Genomic DNA, 19330 nt, shown 5'->3' with positions numbered 1-19330 from the left:
GTGCGGGTGAGTGACGAGGCGGAGCCCGGGTTCGTCCGGGTGCGGCTGGACCTGGCCTACGACGGCAAGGACTTCTCCGGCTGGGCGAAGCAGACCGGCCGGCGCACGGTGCAGGGCGAGATCGAGGACGCGCTGCGGACCGTGACCCGGTCGGCGGTGACCTACGACCTGACGGTGGCGGGCCGTACGGACGCCGGGGTGCACGCGCGGGGGCAGGTGGCCCATGTGGACCTGCCGGAGGCGGTGTGGGCGGAGCACGAGGAGAAGCTGCTGCGGCGGCTGGCGGGGCGGCTTCCGCAGGACGTACGGATCTGGCGCGCGGCCCCCGCCCCGGCCGGGTTCAACGCCCGCTTCTCCGCGCTCTGGCGGCGGTACGCCTACCGGGTGGGCGACCGGCCGGGCGGGGTGGACCCGCTGACGCGCGGTCATGTGCTGTGGCACGACCGGCCGTTGGACGTGGACGCCATGAACGAGGCGGCCGCGCCGATCGTGGGCGAGCACGACTTCGCCGCGTACTGCAAGAAGCGCGAGGGCGCGACCACCATCCGCACGCTCCAGAAGCTGAGTTGGGTACGGGACCCGGGCTCCGGAGTCCTCACCGCGACCGTGCAGGCGGACGCGTTCTGCCACAACATGGTGCGGGCGCTGATCGGGGCCGCGCTCTTCGTGGGCGACGGGCGGCGCCCGGCCGCCTGGCCCGCCGAGGTGCTGGCGGCGAAGGTGCGCGACCCCGCGGTGCACGTGGTGCGGCCGCACGGGCTGACGCTGGAGGAAGTGGCGTACCCGGCGGACGAGTTGCTGGCCGCGCGTGCCCGGGAGGCCCGGAACGTACGGACGTTGCCGGGGGGCGCGGGGTGCTGCTGAGGGGCTGAGGCATCGAGGGGCGGAGGCGACGAGGGGCCGAGGCCGGGCGGTCAACTGCCGCGGCCCCGGCTTTGTGGTGCGGGCCGGCTGGATCAGTCTTCTACTGGGCCGGTTCCGCCGCGGCCTCGGAGGCCTGGACCTGGCCGCGCTGGCGGATCTGGCGGAAGACGAAGTTCGTCAGGTCGTCGCCGACCGCGAAGACGTCCTTGTCCTGGGTGGTGACACGGGTGCCGTCGGTGAAGCCGCCGACGGTGAAGTAGGCGTAGCGCCCGTAGGAGTTGGTGGTGCGGCGGCAGACCGTACCGCCGCGGCAGAACGTCGGGACGCCCGCGCCGCTGAGGGAGGCGAGGCCGCCCGAGGCCTGGTCGACCGTCTTCTTGGCCCGCGCCTCGGTGTCGAAGACCGCGATGCCGACGGTGACGGCCACCCCCTCCTTGCGGTAGGTCGCGCGGATGAGCTGCTCACAGCCGTTGTTCTTGAGGACCGCGCCCAGGGCCCCCTGGGTGCCGGTCGCGCAGTCGGTGGTGCTGCCCGTGGCGCCCTTGATGTGCACGCGGTCGCCCATGGCGAGCTTCTCGCCGGGGAAGAAGCCGTCGACGGTGATCGGCGCCTTGTCCTTGTCGGCGCTGGATATGTACTCCTTCGGGTCCGGCGGGGGCGGCGGTGCCACCGACGAGAAGGAGGGCGCGGGCGCCGATGTGTCCTCGGGGAGGTCGGCCGGTGCCGGCAGCTTGCTCGCGTTGTTGCCCGGATCGCCCTTGTCGCCGCCCGTGGTGACCACGGCGGTGGCCACGATCGCGCCGACGAGCGCGGTGGCCAGCACCCCGCCGCCGATCATCAGCCACCGCCTGCGGCGGGCGCGTGCGGCCGACTGCTCGGCCAGCGCGGCCCAGTCCGGAGTTCCGTTGTCCCCTGGCCCCCAGGAGGGCCCCCCTTGCCATGAACTCATGCGCGAATCCTAGGGGGTGCCGTCCGACGGAAGACGCGGCCTCCGCGAACCGGGCGGTCCGTCGTCGTAAACCGGTTGGGCCATCGCTTCGCCGCCCGTGACAATGCTCGGTATGGGACATCTCGAAGCAGGCCACCTGGAGTACTACCTACCGGACGGGCGGGTGCTGCTCGGCGACGCCTCCTTCCGGGTGGCCGACGGAGCCGTGGTCGCCCTCGTCGGGGCGAACGGGGCGGGCAAGACCACCCTGCTGCGGCTGCTGGCGGGCGAGCTCCAGCCGCACGGCGGCACGGTCTCGGTGAGCGGCGGGCTCGGCGTGATGCCGCAGTTCGTGGGCTCGGTGCGGGACGAGCGGACCGTACGGGACCTGCTGGTGTCGGTGTCGCAGCCGCGCATCCGGGAGGCGGCGAAGGCGGTCGACGCGGCCGAGGAGAAGATCCTCACCGTCGACGACGAGGCCGCGCAGATGGCGTACGCGCAGGCGCTCAGCGACTGGGCCGAGGCGCGCGGGTACGAGGCCGAGACGGTCTGGGACATGTGCACCATGGCCGCGCTGGGCGTCCCGTACGAGAAGGCGCAGTGGCGCGCGGTGCGCACGCTCAGCGGCGGTGAGCAGAAACGGCTGGTCCTGGAGGCGCTGCTGCGCGGGCCGGATGAGGTGCTGCTCCTGGACGAGCCGGACAACTATCTGGACGTCCCCGGCAAGCGGTGGCTGGAGGAGAAGCTCAAGGAGACCCGTAAGACGGTCCTCTTCGTCTCCCACGACCGCGAGCTGCTCTCCCGGGCCGCCGAGAAGATCGTCAGCGTGGAGCCGAGCCCGGCGGGCAGCGATGTGTGGGTGCACGGCGGGGGCTTCGCCACCTACCACGAGGCCCGCAAGGAGCGGTTCGCGCGGTTCGAGGAACTGCTGCGGCGCTGGCAGGAGGAGCACGCCCGGCTGAAGGCGCTCGTCCTGCGGATGCGGCAGCAGGCGGCGAACAGCCCCGACATGGCCAACCGCTACCACGCGATGCAGACCCGCTTCAAGAAGTTCGAGGAGGCGGGCCCGCCGCCGGAGCCGCCGCGTGAGCAGGACATCCGGATGCGGCTGCGCGGTGGGCGGACCGGGGTGCGGGCGGTGACCTGCAAGGGCCTGGAGCTGACCGGCCTGATGAAGCCGTTCGACCTGGAGATCTATTACGGGGAGCGCGTCGCGGTCCTCGGCTCCAACGGGTCGGGCAAGTCGCACTTCCTGCGGCTGCTGGCGGGGGAGCCGGTGGCGCACACGGGGGAGTGGAAGCTCGGGGCGCGGGTCGTGCCCGGGCACTTCGCGCAGACCCACGCGCACCCGGAGCTGCTGGGGAAGACCCTGGTGGAGATCCTCTGGTCCGAGCACGCCAAGGACCGGGGCGGGGCGATGGGGGTGCTGCGGCGGTACGAGCTGGAGCGGCAGGGGGACCAGGCGTTCGAGCGGCTCTCGGGTGGGCAGCAGGCGCGGTTCCAGATCCTGCTGCTGGAGCTGGCGGGGACGACGGCGCTGCTGCTGGACGAGCCGACGGACAACCTGGACCTGGAGTCGGCGGAGGCGCTGCAGGACGGGCTTGAGGTGTACGACGGCACGGTGATGGCCGTCACGCACGACCGGTGGTTCGCGAAGTCCTTCGACCGGTATCTGGTCTTCGGGTCGGACGGGGTCGTACGGGAGACGGCGGAGCCGGTGTGGGACGAGCGGCGGGTGGACCGGGTGCGGTGACCTTGGCGGTCGGCGGGGTGGGTGTGGCCTCGCGGTCGGGTGGGGGTGGTGCGGTGCGTTGTGCCGTGCGGCGCCGTTGCGGGGGCGCTGCCCCCCCGGGCCCCCGCGCCTCAAACGCCGGCGGGGCTGGAGAGGCGCGGCCTGGCCGGAGGCGGGCGGAGGCGTTTTGACCCGTGTGGGGCGGGGCGGGTAGTCTCGACGTTTGTTATGCGTATCGGCCGTGCCCCTGTGGCACTCAGGGCCCATACGTAGGTTCTCTGGAGCAGTTACCAGTGGCTCGCATACGGGCAGCGTTCCCGGCATTGTGAGCCCCAGCTGCATGATCGCTTCAGGGGTGCCATGTGTCTGGACCTCATCCACTGAAGAAGCGAAGGCTACGAAGTGCGTACGTACAGCCCCAAGCCCGGCGATGTCACTCGCCAGTGGCACATCATCGACGCTCAGGACATCGTCCTGGGGCGTCTGGCCACCACGGCTGCCAACCTCCTCCGAGGCAAGCACAAGGCGATCTACGCCCCCCACATGGACATGGGCGACTTCGTCATCATCATCAACGCCGACAAGGTTCACCTGTCGGGTAACAAGAAGACCCAGAAGATGGCGTACCGCCACTCGGGCTTCCCGGGCGGTCTCCGTTCGGTGCGCTACGACGAGCTTCTCGCGAAGAACCCCGAGAAGGCCGTCGAGAAGGCCATCAAGGGCATGATCCCCAAGAACACCCTGGGCCGTCAGATGCTCTCGAAGCTCAAGGTCTACGCGGGCGACCAGCACCCGCACGCTGCCCAGCAGCCGGTCCCGTTCGAGATCACCCAGGTCGCGCAGTAGTTCCGGCCACCCCCTAAGACGTACAGAAAGATCTGAGGAGAATCGTGGCCGAGACCACTGTTGAGAACCCCGTCGAGGGCACCGAGGGCGAGGAGACCTTCGCCGAGGTGACCACCTTCGAGTCCGAGGTTCCCGTCGAGGGCGAGTACACCAGCGAGTCCCTCGCGGGCCGCTTCGGTGACCCGCAGCCCGCCGCCGGCCTGGGCCGTCGCAAGAACGCCATCGCCCGCGTCCGGATCGTTCCGGGCACCGGCAAGTGGAAGATCAACGGTCGCACCCTTGAGGACTACTTCCCCAACAAGGTGCACCAGCAGGAAGTCAACGAGCCCTTCAAGGTGCTCGAGCTCGACGGCCGCTACGACGTCATCGCCCGTATCTCGGGTGGCGGCGTCTCCGGCCAGGCCGGCGCCCTGCGCCTCGGCGTGGCCCGCGCGCTGAACGAGGCGGACGTGGACAACAACCGTCCGACCCTGAAGAAGGCCGGCTTCCTCTCCCGCGACGACCGTGCGGTCGAGCGCAAGAAGGCCGGTCTCAAGAAGGCCCGCAAGGCCCCGCAGTACAGCAAGCGCTAAATATCGCCTGCTCCGTCTGCACCACACGTACGCCCCGGCGGCACACTCCGTGCTGCTGGGGCGTTCGTTTATCGGGCCCCGCAGGCGTATAACGGCATGAGACGTTCAGGCGTTGAGACGTTCATCGGCCCGCACGCTGCTACCTCTGGCGCGTGAGGCGCGTCATGCCGCCTGCCCGGCCTCTTTGCTGTTCTTGTAGTTGTAGCTGTGGTTGCTGAGTTTCGCTTTGCTTTGATTTTTGTGGTTCTGAGCACTTCGGAGGACACCAGTGGGACGACTCTTCGGTACGGACGGAGTGCGCGGTGTCGCCAACGCTGATCTGACGGCCGAGCTGGCGCTCGGGCTCTCGGTCGCGGCGGCGCACGTACTCGCCGAGGCGGGCACCTTCGAGGGCCATCGCCCGACGGCCGTGGTCGGCCGCGACCCCCGGGCGTCCGGAGAGTTCCTGGAGGCCGCCGTCGTGGCCGGGCTGGCCAGCGCGGGCGTGGACGTCCTGCGCGTCGGCGTGCTGCCGACACCGGCCGTGGCGTACCTCACCGGGGCGCTCGGCGCCGACATCGGCGTCATGCTCTCCGCCAGCCACAACGCCATGCCGGACAACGGCGTCAAGTTCTTCGCGCGCGGCGGCCACAAGCTCGCCGACGAGCTGGAGGACCGGATCGAGACGGTCTACGAGCAGCACCGCACCGGTGAGCCGTGGAACCGCCCGACCGGCGCGGGCGTCGGCCGGGTCACCGACTACACCGAAGGCTTCGACCGTTACGTCGCCCACCTCATCGGCGTCCTCCCCAACCGGCTCGACGGGCTGAAGGTCGTCCTGGACGAGGCGCACGGCGCCGCCGCCCGGGTCTCGCCCGAGGCGTTCACCCGGGCCGGGGCCGAGGTCGTCACCATCGGCGCCGAGCCGGACGGCCTGAACATCAACGACGGCTGCGGCTCCACCCACCTGGACCTGCTGCGCGCCGCCGTCGTCGAGCACGGCGCCGACCTCGGCATCGCCCATGACGGTGACGCCGACCGCTGCCTCGCCGTGGACGCGGCGGGCGAGGAGGTCGACGGCGACCAGATCCTCGCCGTCCTGGCCCTCGCCATGCGCGAGGCCGGGCAGCTGCGCAGGAACACGGTCGTCGGCACCGTGATGTCGAACCTCGGCTTCAAGATCGCCATGGAGCGCGAGGGCATCCAGCTCGTCCAGACGGCGGTCGGCGACCGTTACGTCCTGGAGTCGATGAAGGCCGAGGGCTTCGCGCTCGGCGGCGAGCAGTCCGGCCACGTCATCGTCCTGGACCACGCCACGACCGGCGACGGCACCCTGACCGGCCTGATGCTCGCGGCCCGCGTCGCCGCCACCGGCCGGAGCCTGGCGGAGCTGGCCGGGGTCATGCAGCGGCTGCCGCAGGTCCTCATCAACGTGCCCGACGTCGACAAGTCCCGGGTGAACACCTCCTCCGAACTGGCCACCGCCGTCGTGGAGGCGGAGCGGGAGCTGGGCTCCACCGGCCGCGTCCTGCTGCGCCAGTCGGGTACGGAGCCGCTGGTACGGGTGATGGTCGAGGCCGCCGACATCGAGCAGGCGCGCGCCATCGCGGGCCGGCTGGCCGATGTGGTCAAGTCCGCGCTGGGCTGAGCCCGCCGCCTCACCGGCGTACGGAAGATCCGTCCACCGAAGCCCCCGGCGTGCTCGCCGGGGGCTTCTGCGTGCGCCGGACCCGTCACAGCGCCTTCTGGAGCAGCAGCGTCAGCGTGCCGGCGAGAACGACTCCGCCGAGGTTGGCGAGGAGCTGCTGCCCGGAGCCGATGGTCTGCTGGTAGTCGCGGTAGCGGAACGCGACGGTCGCGTTGGCGGCGGCCGGGACCGTCGTCACGGAGATCGCCACGCCGATCAGGGCGCCGGACTTGGCCGAGGTGAGCGAGAGCGTCCCGGCGGTGCCCGCGAGGAACGCCACGACGAACGACATCCAGTCCGGCTGCCAGATGAACCCGGTGATGGGCCGTTCCGCCTCGATCATCGACCGCTGGAAGAGCCCGAGGGTGTCCATCAGCCAGGCGAACCCCGCCGTGATGAGCATCGCCGCCGCGAAGCCGCCGATCAGCGCCCAGAGCGAGCGCGCCACCAGGCGCGGGGCGCGCTGCACGATGGCCGTGGAGATCCCGGCGAGCGGGCCGAACTCCGGGCCGAGCGCCATCGCGCCCACGATCAGCACCGCGTTGTCGAGCATCACCCCGCACGCGGCGAGCATGGTGGCGAGGGCGAGGAAGGAGACGTACATGATGGAGAACGTCGAGTCCTCGTGCGTCGTCTCCTTCAGCTCCTCCCACAGCACCGCGTCCGCGCCGTCGCCCGGCGCCTCGCGCTCGGCCCGGTCGGCGCGCGAGGAGAGGATGAGGTCCAGGTGCTCGACGCTGATCGCGCCGGACCGGTCGATGCCGAGCCCGCGCAGCGCGCCGATCAGCTCGTCCCGGACTCCCGCGCCACATCGCACAGGACCACGTCCCCGGCCGGGGAGCGGGCCGCGTCCGGCAGGACCACCAGGCGGGCGGTGCCGACGGTGGACCCCAGGAGGGCGACGACCTCGTCCGTGGAGGCGGCGGGCACGACGAGACGCAGATGCGGCACGCGGCACGCCTTCCCCGGAAGTGTCAGAGCTTGCGCAGGGAGAGCTTCTGGACCTTGTGGTCCGGCCCCTTGCGGAGGACCAGGGTGGCACGGCCGCGCGTCGGAGCCACGTTTTCCAGCAGGTTCGGCTTGTTGATGGTCCGCCACATGGTGCGCGCGTACTCCAGCGCCTCCTCCTCGGAGACCTGGGTGTACTTGCGGAAGTACGAGGACGGGTCCTGGAACGCCGTGGCGCGCAGCTTGCGGAAGCGGCTCAGATACCAGCTCTCGATGTCGTCGGCGCGCGCGTCCACGTACACGCTGAAGTCGAAGTAGTCCGCCAGCCCGACCCTGGTCCGTCCGTCCCGGCCCGGCAGGGCGGGCTGGAGGACGTTGAGCCCCTCCACGATGAGGATGTCCGGGCGGCGGACGGTGAGCCGCTCACCGGGGACGATGTCGTAGATCAGGTGCGAGTAGACGGGCGCGGTCACCTCGTCCTTGCCCGCCTTGATGTCCGCGACGAACCGGGTCAGCGCCCGCCGGTCGTACGACTCCGGGAACCCTTTGCGCGAGGTCAGCCCGCGCGCCCGCAGCTCTTTCATCGGCAGCAGGAACCCGTCCGTGGTCACCAGCTCCACCCGCGGGTGCTCCGGCCAGCGGGCCAGCAGCGCCTGCAGGATACGGGCGCTGGTGGACTTGCCCACGGCGACGCTGCCCGCGACCCCTATGACGAAGGGGGTGCCGCGCTGCTCCCCGTGCCCGTTCCCGGCGTCCCCGAGGAAGGTGTTCAGCGCGCCGCGCAGCCCGGAGGTGGCCTGGACGTACAGGTTGAGCAGCCGGGAGAGCGGCAGATAGACGTCCCGTACCTCGTCCAGGTCGATGACGTCCCCGAGCCCCCGCAGCCGCTCCACCTCGTCGGCGGTCAGCGGCAGCGGGGTCTTGTCCCGCAGGGCGCTCCACTCGTCGCGCGAGAGGTCGACGTAGGGGGTCGGCGCATGCTCGGTGCGGCGCTGCGGGCTCCGTGCGGGCGAAGTGATCACCCTTCATTGTTGCGGGAGTTTTAACGGAGTGGGGGGTGGGGTCGGTCACGTGGGTGGCGGGTGAGTCGGCTACGTGGGGGCGGGCCGGTTACGTGGGTGGCGCGGACCGGGGCGGGCGCGGGCGGGGGGCTCGGGGTCAGGTGGCGGTGCCGGGCCACTTCCAGAAGATGCCGTGCACCCCGGCCGCGGCGTCGGCGGGCAGGATGTGCGCCGTGCCCGAGCCGCTCAGGGGGAGGGTGCGGATGTCGGCGCGGGGAGCGCCGTCGTGCGCGCGGTAGTAGCCGTAGACCGAGGCGGGGAGGGCCTCCGGGTGGAAGACCACGTGGAGGAAGTAGTGCCGGACGTGGAGCGGCAGGGCGCGCTCGTGGTGGGTGGTCCTGTGCCCGTGCGGCCCGAGGTCCACGGTGTACGCGACGACGGTGCTCTCACCTCGGGCGAGCGGGCGCCCGAAGCCGATCCGCAGGGTGGTCAGCCCGAGCGCGGGGACGCACCGCTGGTCGAGGAGGACGCCGCACTGGGCGGAGGCCGTCATCGGGGGACCGGGGGGCTCGTCGACGTTGAGGTGGGCGGTGACGTGGTCGGCCCCGTCGTGCGTCGCCCGGACCACCTGGGTCACCGTGTGGCGGGCGGTGCGCCCCGTACGGTCCAGGTGGACGGTCTCCTGGACGCTGACCGGCACCGTACCCTCGTTCAGCCTGCTGAACTCCTCCTCTCCCAGCGCCCGGGCGAGCAGCGGCTCCGGCCCATAGACGGGGCGGGCGTTCTCCAGGCGCTCCGGCGGGGTGGGCAGCGGGCGGCCGCGCGGGCGGCGCGGGCCGAGCAGGGCCAGCAGCCCGCCGGCCGGGCAGCCGAGGATGGACTCGATCGCGGAGACCGCGCGCAGGGACTCCGGCCGCTCGGGCTGGCTGCGGCCGCGTTGCCAGTGGCTCAGCGTCACCGTGCTCACGCGGACCCCGCGGCGGGCGAGATGGTCGCGCAGCCGGGCCAGCGTCAGCCCCTTGCGCTCCCGGGCCTCCCGCAGCGCCTGCCCGAACGCGGACGGGGGACGGCCCCGCCCCTGGGGTGACAGGGCGTCCGGGCTGGAGGGGCTGGAGGGGGCGGAAGGGCCGGGGCGGGCGGGGCGGATGGGGTGGTGGTCGGCCATGGTCTCTCCTTGTCTCGCCTCTCCTTGCTCCCTCTCCGGTCCGGACGGGAGGGGGAGGCCGGCGGCCGTCCGAGGGGGGTGGCCGGACGGCCGCCGTCCATCGGGCCGGAGCGGGGCCCGTCGGGTGCCGCGCCCGTCAGGAGGCGGTGTTCAGCGTCAGGCCGTAGTAGCGGAGCAGGTCGTCCAGCGGCTGCATCCAGCTCGCGCCGCTGCCGAAGCTGCCGTCGCAGCTGAGGTCGCTGGAACCGGAGGTCACGCCCTGGGCCTGACCCTGGTTGGTGATCCAGGCACCGCCGCTGTCGCCCTTGTGGATGCAGACGCTGGACTTGGCCAGGCCCTTGACGAGCGTCCGCGGCTGGCCGGGGTCGGTGTAGGTGACCGAGTGGTTGTAGCTGCTGATGGTGCCGCAGGTCCACTTGGTGGTCGCGCCGGACTTGCACACCGTCGAACCGACGGCGGCCCGCTGGGCGCCCCGGACCGGGGTGTTCGACACGACGCCCCAGCCGCCGACCGCGGTGGTGACGGAGTTGCCGGAGCTGATGGCCGCGATGCCCATGTCGACGCTGTCGTAGCCGTGCGCGAAGCGGGTCTGCGTCCCCTTGGCGAACGACGATCCGCTGAAGTACAGCGTGTCCAGCCCCTTGATGCAGTGGCCGGCGGTGGCCAGGTACTGCCGGCCCCGCTGGTCCCGGGCCCCGAACCCGACCGAGCAGTAACCGCCGTTCACGTCCGAGGTGTTGATGTTCATCTTGCTGCCGGGCGAGATGGCGGCGGTGGCCTGCGGGGCGTCGTCCGTGGTGGTCTCCACGGTGACGGCCGGACCGTGGGAGCGGGCTGCGGCGACGAAGGCGCGGCTGGTGGCGTCGGTGGTGTCGCGGACGGTGACGACGACCTTGTTGCCGACCGGGTCGACGTGCCACGACTCCACGCCGACCGGGAGCTTCTTCTCGGCGAGCCGGTCCAGCTCCGCCTTGATCCCTTCGAGCGCCGACGGGGCCCGGGCCGGGATACGGGCGGCGAGACCGGCCGCCTCGACCTCGGCGGCCTGCCGCGCGGTGGCGACGTCGACCGTGAGGGTGCCCTTGGCGTCGAAGTACGCGCTCCTGGTGGGCACTCCGGACCTGCCGAGGCGCTCCAGCGTCTCCTGCTGGGCGGTCTGCCGGTCGAGTTTCCGCTCGGCCTCCGCCACGGAGACGCCGAGCGAGTCGGCGAGCGCCTTCACCATGCCGGAGGGCTGCGTACGGGCGGACGGGGCGGGTGTCGGGTCCCCAGCGGGCTGCGAGGCGGCCGCCATGCCGCCGGTCAGAGCCACCGCCCCGGCTATCGCGCCGATCGACAGAGTCCTGCTGAGCTTGTTCACGCGTTCTCCCCTGGTGTTTTCGGCATGGCTGATCCCGCCCGAGTGCTGAAGCGGAATCCCGGATTTCATGTGACCGGTGGATGAATTCTGTTGGCCCGGTCGCGGTCATGACCAGACGGAAGAGGCGGCGAATGTTTAACAGAATTCGGCGGAACTGTTTCCTGTGGTGGCAGGGTAATTCCCTGCGCTCGGCGCAGAGAAAAGGGAGAGTGAAAGGGGGGAGGGAAGGAGAAGGTGAAGGCCTTTCGTGAAATGCCTGAGGCCTGTGGGGCGGGAGTCCGTCGTGGTGCGGCTGATCGCCGTGGGGTGCGAGTGGTCGACCGGTGGAGGAAACCTACGAACGAGGCACCCGGATGACCATCCGGGTGCCTCTTATACGGACCCCTGATTAATTCGCCGGTCGTTCACCGCCCCGGGGCCCGCTCCCGGGAGGGCCGGACCCGGACGCCCCCCCGGACGCCCGATGCCCCGGTGCCCGGCCCCCGGCGGCCTTACGGCAACCAGCGTCGAGCGGGCGGCCGGCGGGCGGGCGACGGGCCCGGAGGGTTGATTGCGTATCCGTGAACGCGGCCCCCGGATGTTCGCGCGCACCGGGGACACGTAGCTTCAGGGGCCGGTCCACCGGCTGTGCGGAACGTACGCGTGGGATGCGCGACGCACCGCGCGGCCCGGTCGGCCGACGCCGTGCACGGGCGTGCGGAACGAGCTGTGCGCACCGCCGTCGGGCAGTCCCGGCCGGACGGCATCGCGCCCTGCTTTCAGCAGTCGGCCGAGCGTGCTCCGCTGCGCCTCCTACCGCCGGGAGTTCTTCCGCCCGCCCGTGTACGTCCCCTACGCCCCCGCCCGGAGACCGCCGACGGTGATTTCGGTGGCTGCCCGCGAGTGGCTTCTCACTAAAGGTGTTCGACCCGCTGTCGTTCACCGGGAACAAGTGATCTACTTGTTTCTCCAGGGGGCAGGAAAGAAATCTCGTGGCGTGTCCGGCCGCCAGGACGCATTCGGGCCCGCCCGGGCGGAGGAGAGCGAGAGCGGCTGCGTGATCACGACATGTGGTTCTGCCCTGCGGTCTCTCGTGGGCGCTCTGCCCGCCCGGCACGCCGAACCGGTCCTGATGTACGTCGAGGGCGCGGCCGGTACGGGGAAGAGCCACCTGCTCCAGGAACTGGCCGACCTGCCCGGGACACCGGATCCGACCCGCCGCTGGTGGCGGTGCGGAACCGACGGCGGGTCCCTGGATGAGCCCCTTGCACCTCAGAAGCCCGAGAAACCTGGGGAGCCCGAGAAACCTGAGGAGCCTGAGAAGGCGAACGAGCACCGGCCCGAGGAGACCGGGCACCGTCCCGGGCCGACCCTCTGGCTGGTGGACGACGTGCACCGGGCGGGCGAGGACGAGCTGCGGCGGCTGCGCCGGATGCTGGAAGGGCTCGGGCCGGGTTCGGCGGCCGTGGTGACCTACCGCCCGGAGGAGCTGGCCGTGCCCGGTCTCCCGCTGGGCGGCCCGCCGATCGCGTATCCGGCCGGGCTGACGGTGCTCAGGAACCGCCTGGCGCCCTGGGACGAGGAGCGCGTCCGCCGGGCCGCCGCCGGGGCGCTGGACGAGAGCAGCTGTACGGCCGAGGCCGTGGCCAGGCTGTACGAGCGCACCGCCGGAGTGCCCCGGGTCGTCGTCGATCTGCTGGCCATGGTGCGGGAGCAGTGGCCGGCCTTCACCGGTACGGCCGCCGAGGTGGACGCGGCCGGGGTCCCGGCCCGGCTGGCGGAGCTGGTGCTGAGCCGTACGCACGCCCTGGCGCCGGAGGACCGACCGGTCGTCTGGGCGGCCGCCGTCCTCGACGGGCCCGCGGGCCGTGACGAGCTGATCGCCGTATCGGGGCTCGGGGCCGCGGCAGGGGGCCGCGCGCTGCTGCGGGCCCTGGAGAGCGCTGCCCTGACCGAGCTGGACGAGGGCCGTTACGGCTTCGCCGTCCCGCTGGCCGCCTCGGCCGTACGGGCCACCGTGCCCGGCCCCGTACGCCAGGATCTGCACCGGCGGACGGCGAACGCGCTCAGCCGCAGACAGCCAGTGGCCTGGGCGGCCGTGGCCGATCACCACCGGGCGGCCGGGGACGGCCACCGGTGGCTCAGGGCGGTGGAGCGGGCGGCCGAGGCGGCGGAGGCCTCCGGCCGGCACGAGCAGGCGATCACGCTCCTGGAGCGGACGCTGGCCCTGCCCGGCCTCCCGCCGCAGGCCCGCGCCCGGCTGGCCCCGCTGCTGGCCCGCAACGCGGTGACCGGGCTGCGTTCGGACCAGACCGTGGAGGTGCTCGCGCAGATCGTGCAGGACGCGGCGCTGCCGCAGGCCGTACGGGGAGAGCTGCGGCTCGACCTGGGGCTGATGCTCTGCAACCAGATGGGTCGGTTCGCGGAGGGGTGGCGGGTGCTGGAGATCGCCGCCGCCGAGCTGCACGAGGTCCGCTCGCCGCTGGCCGTACGCGCCATGGCGGCCCTGGTCAGCCCCAACTGGCCGGGCGTCTCCCTCGACGTCCACCGGGGGTGGCTGATCAGGGCGGAGGCCGCCGCCGAGGAGAGCGGGGACGACGCGATGCGTACGGCGGTCCTCGCCAACCACGTGGGGCTCGCCATGAGCTGGGCCGACCCCGAGGTGTGGGACCTGCTGGAGCGGCTGCGCGTGAAGAGCGCGGACCCCGCGTGCGCCCGGCAGGCGGCGCGCGGCCTGTGCAACGCCGCCGACTCCGCCGTCTGGCTCGGCTTCCACGGGCGGGTGGGCGACCTGCTGGCGGAGGGGCGCGAGCTGTCCGTGCGGACCGGCGCGCCCTATACCGAGCACAGCGCGATGGCGACCCGGCTGCTCCAGGAGTGGTGGACGGGCCGGTGGCTGGGCCTGGACAAGCGGTGCGAGGACTTCGTCGCCGCCACCGCCGACATGCCGTTCATCGCCTCCGACGCCTATGTCGTACGCGGTCTGCTCGCCGTCGCGCAGGGGAACTGGGGAGAAGCCAGGTCCTGGCTGTCCCAGCAGGGGACGTTCGCGACGGAGAAGCTGCCCGTGCCCCTGGGCGCGGCGGCGGCCGGGGCCGTGATCCGCCTGACGCTGGCCCGGCAGGACGTGGACGACGCGGCGGAGCGGGCGCGCGCCGCCTGGAAGGTGGTGGCCGACAAGGGGGTGTGGCCCTGGGCCGCGGAACTCGCGCCCTGGGCCGTGGAGGCGCTGGCGCGCGCGGGCGACGGGGCCACCGCTCGCACCATGGTCCGTAACTTCTCCCAGGGCCTCGGCCCCGGTGACGCGCCCGCCGCCCGGGCCGCGCTGGTGTGGAGCCGGGCCGTACTCACCGAGACGGAGGCGCTGGCCCAGGAGCGGCGGGACGGACTGCTGGAGGCCGCGCGCCTGTACGAGGAGGCCGCGGCGGCGTACGGGGAGCTGCCGCGCCCCTACTCCCAGGCCCTGACCACGGAGGGCGCGGCACGCTGCGTACTGGCGGCGGATACGGGGGATACGGCGGACGGAGCGGAAGTGGCGGCGGCTCCGGCCGACGCGGCGGATACGGCGGACACCGCCGCCTCACCGGCCCGGAAGACAGCGAAAGCCGGGAAAGCCGGGAGGACCGGGAAGGCCACCGGCTCCGCCTCCCCGGACCGGAAGACCGGTGGCGAAGCCGCCCCCGACGAGGCCGCCACCACGGCGGCGCTCGCGGAGCTGGAGTCCTGCGCCCGGCGCTTCACCGACCTCGGGGCCGTCTGGGACGCCGCCCGGGCCAGGGCACTGCTGCGGACCCGGCAGCCCGCCAGGAAGGGCCGTCCTCCCGGCCGCCCCTCGCACGCCGACCAGCTGTCGCCGCGCGAGGAGGAGGTGGCCCAGCTGGCGGTCGCGGGTCTGACCAACCGGGAGATCGCCGCGACCCTGCACCTCTCCCCGCGGACCGTGGAGCAGCACATCGCCGGTGCGATGCGCAAGACCGGCGCGCTCTCCCGGCGGGACCTCGCTCACCGGCTCGGCGGGGCTCCCTGAGCCCGGAAGGCCTGGAAGGTCCGGAGCGTGCTGTCGTGCTCCCAGACGGCGACGGTCGCGGCCGCCCAGTCCAGCTCCCAGCCGGACCGGACCCCGCGCGCTCCCCAGCCGTCCGGGCGCCTGCGCGGGATCGCGGAGCCCGCCGCGTGGGCGGCCACCGCGGCGTCGCAGGTCTCGCGCGCCATGCGGAGGGCTTCGGTCTCGGTCTCGGCGGCTCCGGTGAAGACGTGCAGGCCGCACCGGTCGGGCTGCGCAGCGTTCCTGGTGGGGACATCGACCTGGAAGTAGAGCTTGGTCATGGCGCCATCTCCTTGGGATCGCGGTTTCCTGCCCTACCTGCGCGGACTGCTGCGGACTGGTGCCGGTGGGGCTGCGTTCCCTCGCGTCGGATCAACCGCTGACAGGTAACACCAACGTACGAAGCACACCCGGGCCTGAATATCCGGGGCGGGCCGATCACCTATACGTATCCGGCCGCCCATGGCCGGGACCCGGCCTCCGAGCGATACGGCGAGTGCCTCGACCGGGCCGCGCCACACGAAGCGGTACGTGCCGGTAGGGCACGTACGGGCGCGGTACGGGCGGCACGGGTCGGCACGGCGAATCCGTCACCGCGATCCCCCTGCCCGCGGCCCGTATTCGTGGTTCCGCCCCCGTGGTCCCGTATCCGTGATTCCGGCCTACGGATGGAGACCGCCCCACGCGGCCACTAAATTCCAGCCACCGGCGGTACAGCGCCTTCATTTCCCTCCCCACGGACCAAGGAAGCCAGAGCGCGTTTCATGAAATTCATCCGTCTCGGAACAGCGGCCGGGGCTTTAGTCCTTCTCTTCACCAGTGGCTGTCAGCTGCCGCGGACGGAGGCCGCGAGCGGACCCCCGATCGTCGTCGCAACGGCCAGCCGGCTGACCGGGCTCGATCCCGCCGGGGTGTACGACAACGGGTCCTGGGCGGTGTTCAGCAACATTTACCAGACCCTTCTCGCCTTCGAACCGGGGTCGCCCGTTCCCCGCCCCGACGCGGCCGAGTCCTGCGCCTTCACCGGCCTCGACCTCACCACGTACACCTGCGAGATACGGGACGGTCTCACCTTCTCCAACGGGAACCCCCTCACGGCAGCGGCGGTGAAGCGGTCGTTCGACCGTGTGCTCCGGATCCGCGACCCGCTGGGACCGGCGCCGCTGTTCGCGAATCTGGTCTCCGTGGAGGCCCGGGGCTCCGCCGTGACCTTCCGCCTCGCGACCGCCGACGCCACCTGGCCGTCGAAGATCGCCACGGGCGCGGGCTCCATCGTCGACCCGGCGGAGTTCCCCGCGGACCGGCTGCGGAAGGGGACGAGCGCCTCGGGGTCGGGCCCGTACGTCCTGGCGTCCTACGAGGAGGGGACGTCCCTCACCCTCGAACCGAACACCGGGTACGAGGGAGCGGTGACCACGAAGGGGGTCCCGGTCGAGGTCCGCTACTTCGAGACCACGCAGGGCGTCGAGGAGGCGTGGCAGGCCAGGACGGTCGACATCGCCTACGCGGGACTTCCGGCCGCCGCCCTCGCGGAGATCGACCCCGGCGACACCGACGTACGCCTCTCCGTCGGGAACAGCGCCGAGGCGCACTATCTCGTCCTGAACCTGAACTCTCCGCGCAAGCCCCTGGGGAAGGCCGCCGCCCGCAGAGCCCTCGCCGCACTCGTCGACCGCGGGCGGCTGGCGGGCGAGGTCTTCAAGCACACGGTGACGCCGCTGTACTCACTCGTCCCGCAAGGCGTCGCCGGGCACAGCACGGCGTTCTTCGACCGGTACCCGGAGGCGGACCCCGCCTATGCGACACGGTCCCTGCGTTCGGCCGGTGTCACCTCACCGGTACGCATCAAGCTGGGCCACCAGGCCGGTACCGCCGCCGTCGAGGCGCGCGAGCTGAAGAGGCAGTTCGAGAGGGGCGGCCTCTTCCGGGTCGAGCTGATCGAGGAGCGCGACTTCACCACGTACCAGAAGCGCGGTCTGCGAGGCGATTTCGACGTCCACCTCTACCAATGGGTCCCGGACTTCCCGGACGCGGACACCTTCGTCCAGCCGCTGGTGGGGACCGGGAACGTCCTCGACAACGGCTACGCCTCGCCCGAGGTCGACCACATCATCCGGGACACCCAGCGGTTCACCGATCGCGGCCGGGCCATGAAGCAGTTCCGGGCGATCCAGGACACCGTCGCGAAGGACGTCCCGCTGATCCCCGTCTGGCACCGGCAGCGCCAGGTGGTGACCCGCTCGGCGGTCCTGGGCGGGCACCGGCTGGCAGAGGACGCCGTCTGGCGCCTGTGGCAACTGCGCCGGCTCTGACCGGCACCGCACCCCTGGGCACCACACCCCTCGGCGGGAGAGAAGAAGCAGAATTCTTTCCGGGGCGTGTCGATCGGCGCCGGGCCCGTTCGTCGTCATCGTGTAAGGCGCCCGTACGGCGGGTGCGGCACACAGAGGCGACAGGAGTCGGACCATGAAGTACATGCTGCTGATCCACAGCGGGGCCGTCGACGAGCAGGGCGGGGCGCCGCAGTGCACCGTCGAGGACTGGACGGCCTACGACAAGGACGTACGGGACGCGGGGATCCTCGTCTCCGGGGAGTCGCTGGCCGATCTCGTCACCGCGACCACCGTGCGGGTCTCGCCGACCGGGGAGCGGACCGTGACGGACGGGCCGTTCGCGGAGACCCGGGAGCTGCTGGGCGGGTTCCTGGTCATCGACGTACCGGATCTGGACGCCGCCCTGGACTGGGCCGCCCGCTGCCCCGGGGCGCGGGACGGCGGCTCGGTCGTCGTGCGCCCGGTCGCGGACTTCGGCGCCCCGGGGGACTCCGGGGACTCCCAGGGCCCTGCGGCCTCCGGCGACCCCAGCGGCTCCGGGGACTTCGGGGGCTGAGGGCGGTGGTGGGTGAGGGCGCGTCGCCCGGGGAGCCGGAGGAGGCCCGGGTCGCCGTCGAAGCGGTGTTCCGGGAGGAGCGGGGGCTGCTGCTCGCCTCCCTCGTACGGCGGTTCGGGGATCTCGACCTGGCCGAGGAGGTGACGTCCGAGGCGATCGAGGCGGCGCTGCGCCACTGGCCGGCCGAGGGCGTCCCCGCCCGCCCCGGGGCCTGGCTGCTGACGACCGCGCGGCGCAAGGCGGTGGACCGGCTGCGGCGGGACCAGGTTTACGCGGCCCGGCTCGCGGTCCTCCAGGCGGACGCCGAACGGGCGGAAACCGAACGGGCGGAGGCCGTCGCCGACCCGGCCGGGCGCGGTGAACTGCCGGACGAGCGGCTCCAGCTGTTCTTCACCTGCGCCCACCCCGCCCTCGCCGCCGAGGACCGCACCGCCCTCACCCTGCGCTGCCTCGCCGGGCTCACCACGCCCGAGGTGGCGCGGGCCTTCCTCGTGCCGACGGCGACCATGGCCCAGCGGATCGTGCGGGCGAAGAAGAAGATCCGCGAGGCCCGCATCCCGTTCCGGGTGCCCGGCCCCGACGAACTGCCGGAGCGGCTGCCCGGGGTGCTCCAGGTCGTCTACTCGGTCTTCACCGAGGGGTACGCGGCCAGCTCGGGCCGCTCCCTCCAGCGGCTGGACCTGGCCGAGGAGGCGCTCCGCCTCGCCCGGATACTGCACCGCCTGCTCCCCGGCGGACGCGAGGCCGCCGGGCTCCTCGCGCTGCTGCTGCTCGTCCACGCCCGGCGCGCGGCCCGCACCGGCCCGGAGGGCGAGCCGGTGCTCCTGGAGGACCAGGACCGGGGGCTCTGGGACCGGGCGATGATCGAGGAGGGGCGGACCCTGGTGGTCCACGCCCTGACCGGCGGCCCGGCCGGTCCGTACGGGGTCCAGGCCGCCATCGCCGCCCTCCACGACGAGGCGGCGGACGTGGAGTCGACGGACTGGGCGCAGATCGTGGCCCTCTACGACGTGCTGCTCACCCTCACCCCGTCCCCCGTGGTCGCGGTGAACCGCGCCGTCGCGGTGGCGATGCGCGACGGCCCGGGGGCCGGGCTGGCCCTGCTCGACGCGCTGGGCGGCGAGCCCCGGCTGCGGACGTACGGACCGTACGCGGTGGCCCGCGGCGACCTGCTGACCCGCCTGGGCCGGGACGGCGAGGCGGCCGCGGCCTACCGGGAGGCGCTGGAGCTGGCGGGCACGGAACCGGAGCGGGCGGTGCTGCGGCGGAAGCTGGGGGACGGGCCGGGCGGGCTCGCGGGGGGTTGAGCCGACGGCCCGCGCGGACCCGCCCCTA

General features: G+C 72.6%; 14 protein-coding genes and 1 pseudogene. 9 read left to right on the top strand and 6 right to left on the bottom strand.

Annotated elements, in window-relative coordinates; all coding sequences use genetic code 11:
• The first annotated feature begins 6 nt into the window (after nucleotides 1–6).
• A complete protein-coding gene (gene truA / locus DJ476_RS12475; RefSeq protein ID WP_112490527.1) occupies nucleotides 7–864 on the top strand; it encodes a tRNA pseudouridine(38-40) synthase TruA in 858 nt (285 codons plus the stop codon).
• 100 nt (nucleotides 865–964) lie between these two features.
• Here the strand turns inward: truA and DJ476_RS12470 are convergent, their stop codons facing one another.
• Entirely contained in the window at nucleotides 965–1813 is an 849-nt protein-coding gene (locus DJ476_RS12470; RefSeq protein ID WP_112490526.1) for a hypothetical protein, read from the bottom strand.
• Between the two features lie 112 nt (nucleotides 1814–1925).
• Between DJ476_RS12470 and DJ476_RS12465 the strand changes: the two genes are divergently transcribed.
• The 4 genes from DJ476_RS12465 (at nucleotide 1926) to glmM (ending at nucleotide 6569) form a co-directional block, all read left to right on the top strand.
• Entirely contained in the window at nucleotides 1926–3545 is a 1620-nt protein-coding gene (locus DJ476_RS12465) for an ABC-F family ATP-binding cassette domain-containing protein (RefSeq protein WP_112492496.1), read from the top strand.
• A gap of 381 nt (nucleotides 3546–3926) precedes the next feature.
• A complete protein-coding gene (rplM, locus tag DJ476_RS12460; RefSeq protein WP_003966932.1) occupies nucleotides 3927–4370 on the top strand; it encodes a 50S ribosomal protein L13 in 444 nt (147 codons plus the stop codon).
• Between the two features lie 44 nt (nucleotides 4371–4414).
• Nucleotides 4415–4942: a 30S ribosomal protein S9 gene (rpsI, locus tag DJ476_RS12455; protein ID WP_019765158.1), complete on the top strand. Its 528-nt coding sequence runs from the start codon at nucleotides 4415–4417 to the stop codon at nucleotides 4940–4942.
• A gap of 268 nt (nucleotides 4943–5210) precedes the next feature.
• Nucleotides 5211–6569, top strand: a complete 1359-nt coding sequence (gene glmM, locus DJ476_RS12450) for a phosphoglucosamine mutase (RefSeq protein ID WP_103416873.1) — start codon at nucleotides 5211–5213, stop codon at nucleotides 6567–6569.
• Nucleotides 6570–6654: 85 nt separating this feature from the next.
• Here the strand turns inward: glmM and DJ476_RS12445 are convergent.
• From DJ476_RS12445 to DJ476_RS12430, 4 genes and pseudogenes are all read right to left on the bottom strand, one after another.
• Nucleotides 6655–7559, bottom strand: a pseudogene (locus tag DJ476_RS12445) (DUF389 domain-containing protein).
• A 23-nt stretch (nucleotides 7560–7582) separates the two neighbouring features.
• A complete protein-coding gene (gene coaA / locus DJ476_RS12440; protein WP_053559764.1) occupies nucleotides 7583–8578 on the bottom strand; it encodes a type I pantothenate kinase in 996 nt (331 codons plus the stop codon).
• Nucleotides 8579–8714: 136 nt separating this feature from the next.
• A complete protein-coding gene (locus DJ476_RS12435; protein ID WP_112490525.1) occupies nucleotides 8715–9722 on the bottom strand; it encodes a helix-turn-helix domain-containing protein in 1008 nt (335 codons plus the stop codon).
• A 136-nt stretch (nucleotides 9723–9858) separates the two neighbouring features.
• Nucleotides 9859–11082: an alpha-lytic protease prodomain-containing protein gene (locus tag DJ476_RS12430; protein ID WP_112490524.1), complete on the bottom strand. Its 1224-nt coding sequence runs from the start codon at nucleotides 11080–11082 to the stop codon at nucleotides 9859–9861.
• Between the two features lie 1036 nt (nucleotides 11083–12118).
• Here DJ476_RS12430 and DJ476_RS12425 point away from each other — a divergent pair.
• Entirely contained in the window at nucleotides 12119–15088 is a 2970-nt protein-coding gene (locus tag DJ476_RS12425; RefSeq protein WP_112492495.1) for a helix-turn-helix transcriptional regulator, read from the top strand.
• Here DJ476_RS12425 and DJ476_RS12420 read toward each other — a convergent pair.
• Nucleotides 15064–15387, bottom strand: coding sequence for a hypothetical protein (locus DJ476_RS12420; protein WP_093755868.1), 324 nt, complete (start codon nucleotides 15385–15387; stop codon nucleotides 15064–15066). The genes DJ476_RS12425 and DJ476_RS12420 overlap by 25 nt on opposite strands.
• Before the next feature lie 483 nt (nucleotides 15388–15870).
• On the opposite strand from DJ476_RS12420, the gene DJ476_RS12415 reads away from it, so the two are divergent.
• From DJ476_RS12415 to DJ476_RS12405, 3 genes are all read left to right on the top strand, one after another.
• Nucleotides 15871–17418, top strand: coding sequence for an ABC transporter substrate-binding protein (locus DJ476_RS12415; protein ID WP_112490523.1), 1548 nt, complete (start codon nucleotides 15871–15873; stop codon nucleotides 17416–17418).
• A gap of 154 nt (nucleotides 17419–17572) precedes the next feature.
• A complete protein-coding gene (locus DJ476_RS12410) occupies nucleotides 17573–17995 on the top strand; it encodes a YciI family protein (RefSeq protein ID WP_103416877.1) in 423 nt (140 codons plus the stop codon).
• A 5-nt stretch (nucleotides 17996–18000) separates the two neighbouring features.
• Nucleotides 18001–19302 carry an RNA polymerase sigma factor gene (locus DJ476_RS12405; RefSeq protein WP_112490522.1) on the top strand — a complete coding sequence of 434 codons (1302 nt, stop codon included), beginning with the start codon at nucleotides 18001–18003 and terminating at the stop codon, nucleotides 19300–19302.
• The last annotated feature ends 28 nt before the right edge of the window (nucleotides 19303–19330 follow it).

This window comes from Streptomyces bacillaris (assembly GCF_003268675.1).
In the GTDB taxonomy this organism is placed as follows: domain Bacteria; phylum Actinomycetota; class Actinomycetes; order Streptomycetales; family Streptomycetaceae; genus Streptomyces; species Streptomyces bacillaris.
Note: the sequence above shows the minus strand (reverse complement) of the source record. Positions and strands in the feature narration are given on the sequence as shown.

Excerpts from the sequence above, each read along its gene's own strand:
- DJ476_RS12415 (WP_112490523.1), top strand. The coding sequence starts at position 15,871 with ATGAAATTCATCCGTCTCGGAACAGCGGCCGGGGCTTTAGTCCTTCTC.
- DJ476_RS12465 (WP_112492496.1), top strand. The coding sequence starts at position 1,926 with ATGGGACATCTCGAAGCAGGCCACCTGGAGTACTACCTACCGGACGGG.
- DJ476_RS12410 (WP_103416877.1), top strand. The coding sequence starts at position 17,573 with ATGAAGTACATGCTGCTGATCCACAGCGGGGCCGTCGACGAGCAGGGC.
- DJ476_RS12420 (WP_093755868.1), bottom strand. The coding sequence starts at position 15,387 with ATGACCAAGCTCTACTTCCAGGTCGATGTCCCCACCAGGAACGCTGCG.
- DJ476_RS12435 (WP_112490525.1), bottom strand. The coding sequence starts at position 9,722 with ATGGCCGACCACCACCCCATCCGCCCCGCCCGCCCCGGCCCTTCCGCC.
- DJ476_RS12470 (WP_112490526.1), bottom strand. The coding sequence starts at position 1,813 with ATGAGTTCATGGCAAGGGGGGCCCTCCTGGGGGCCAGGGGACAACGGA.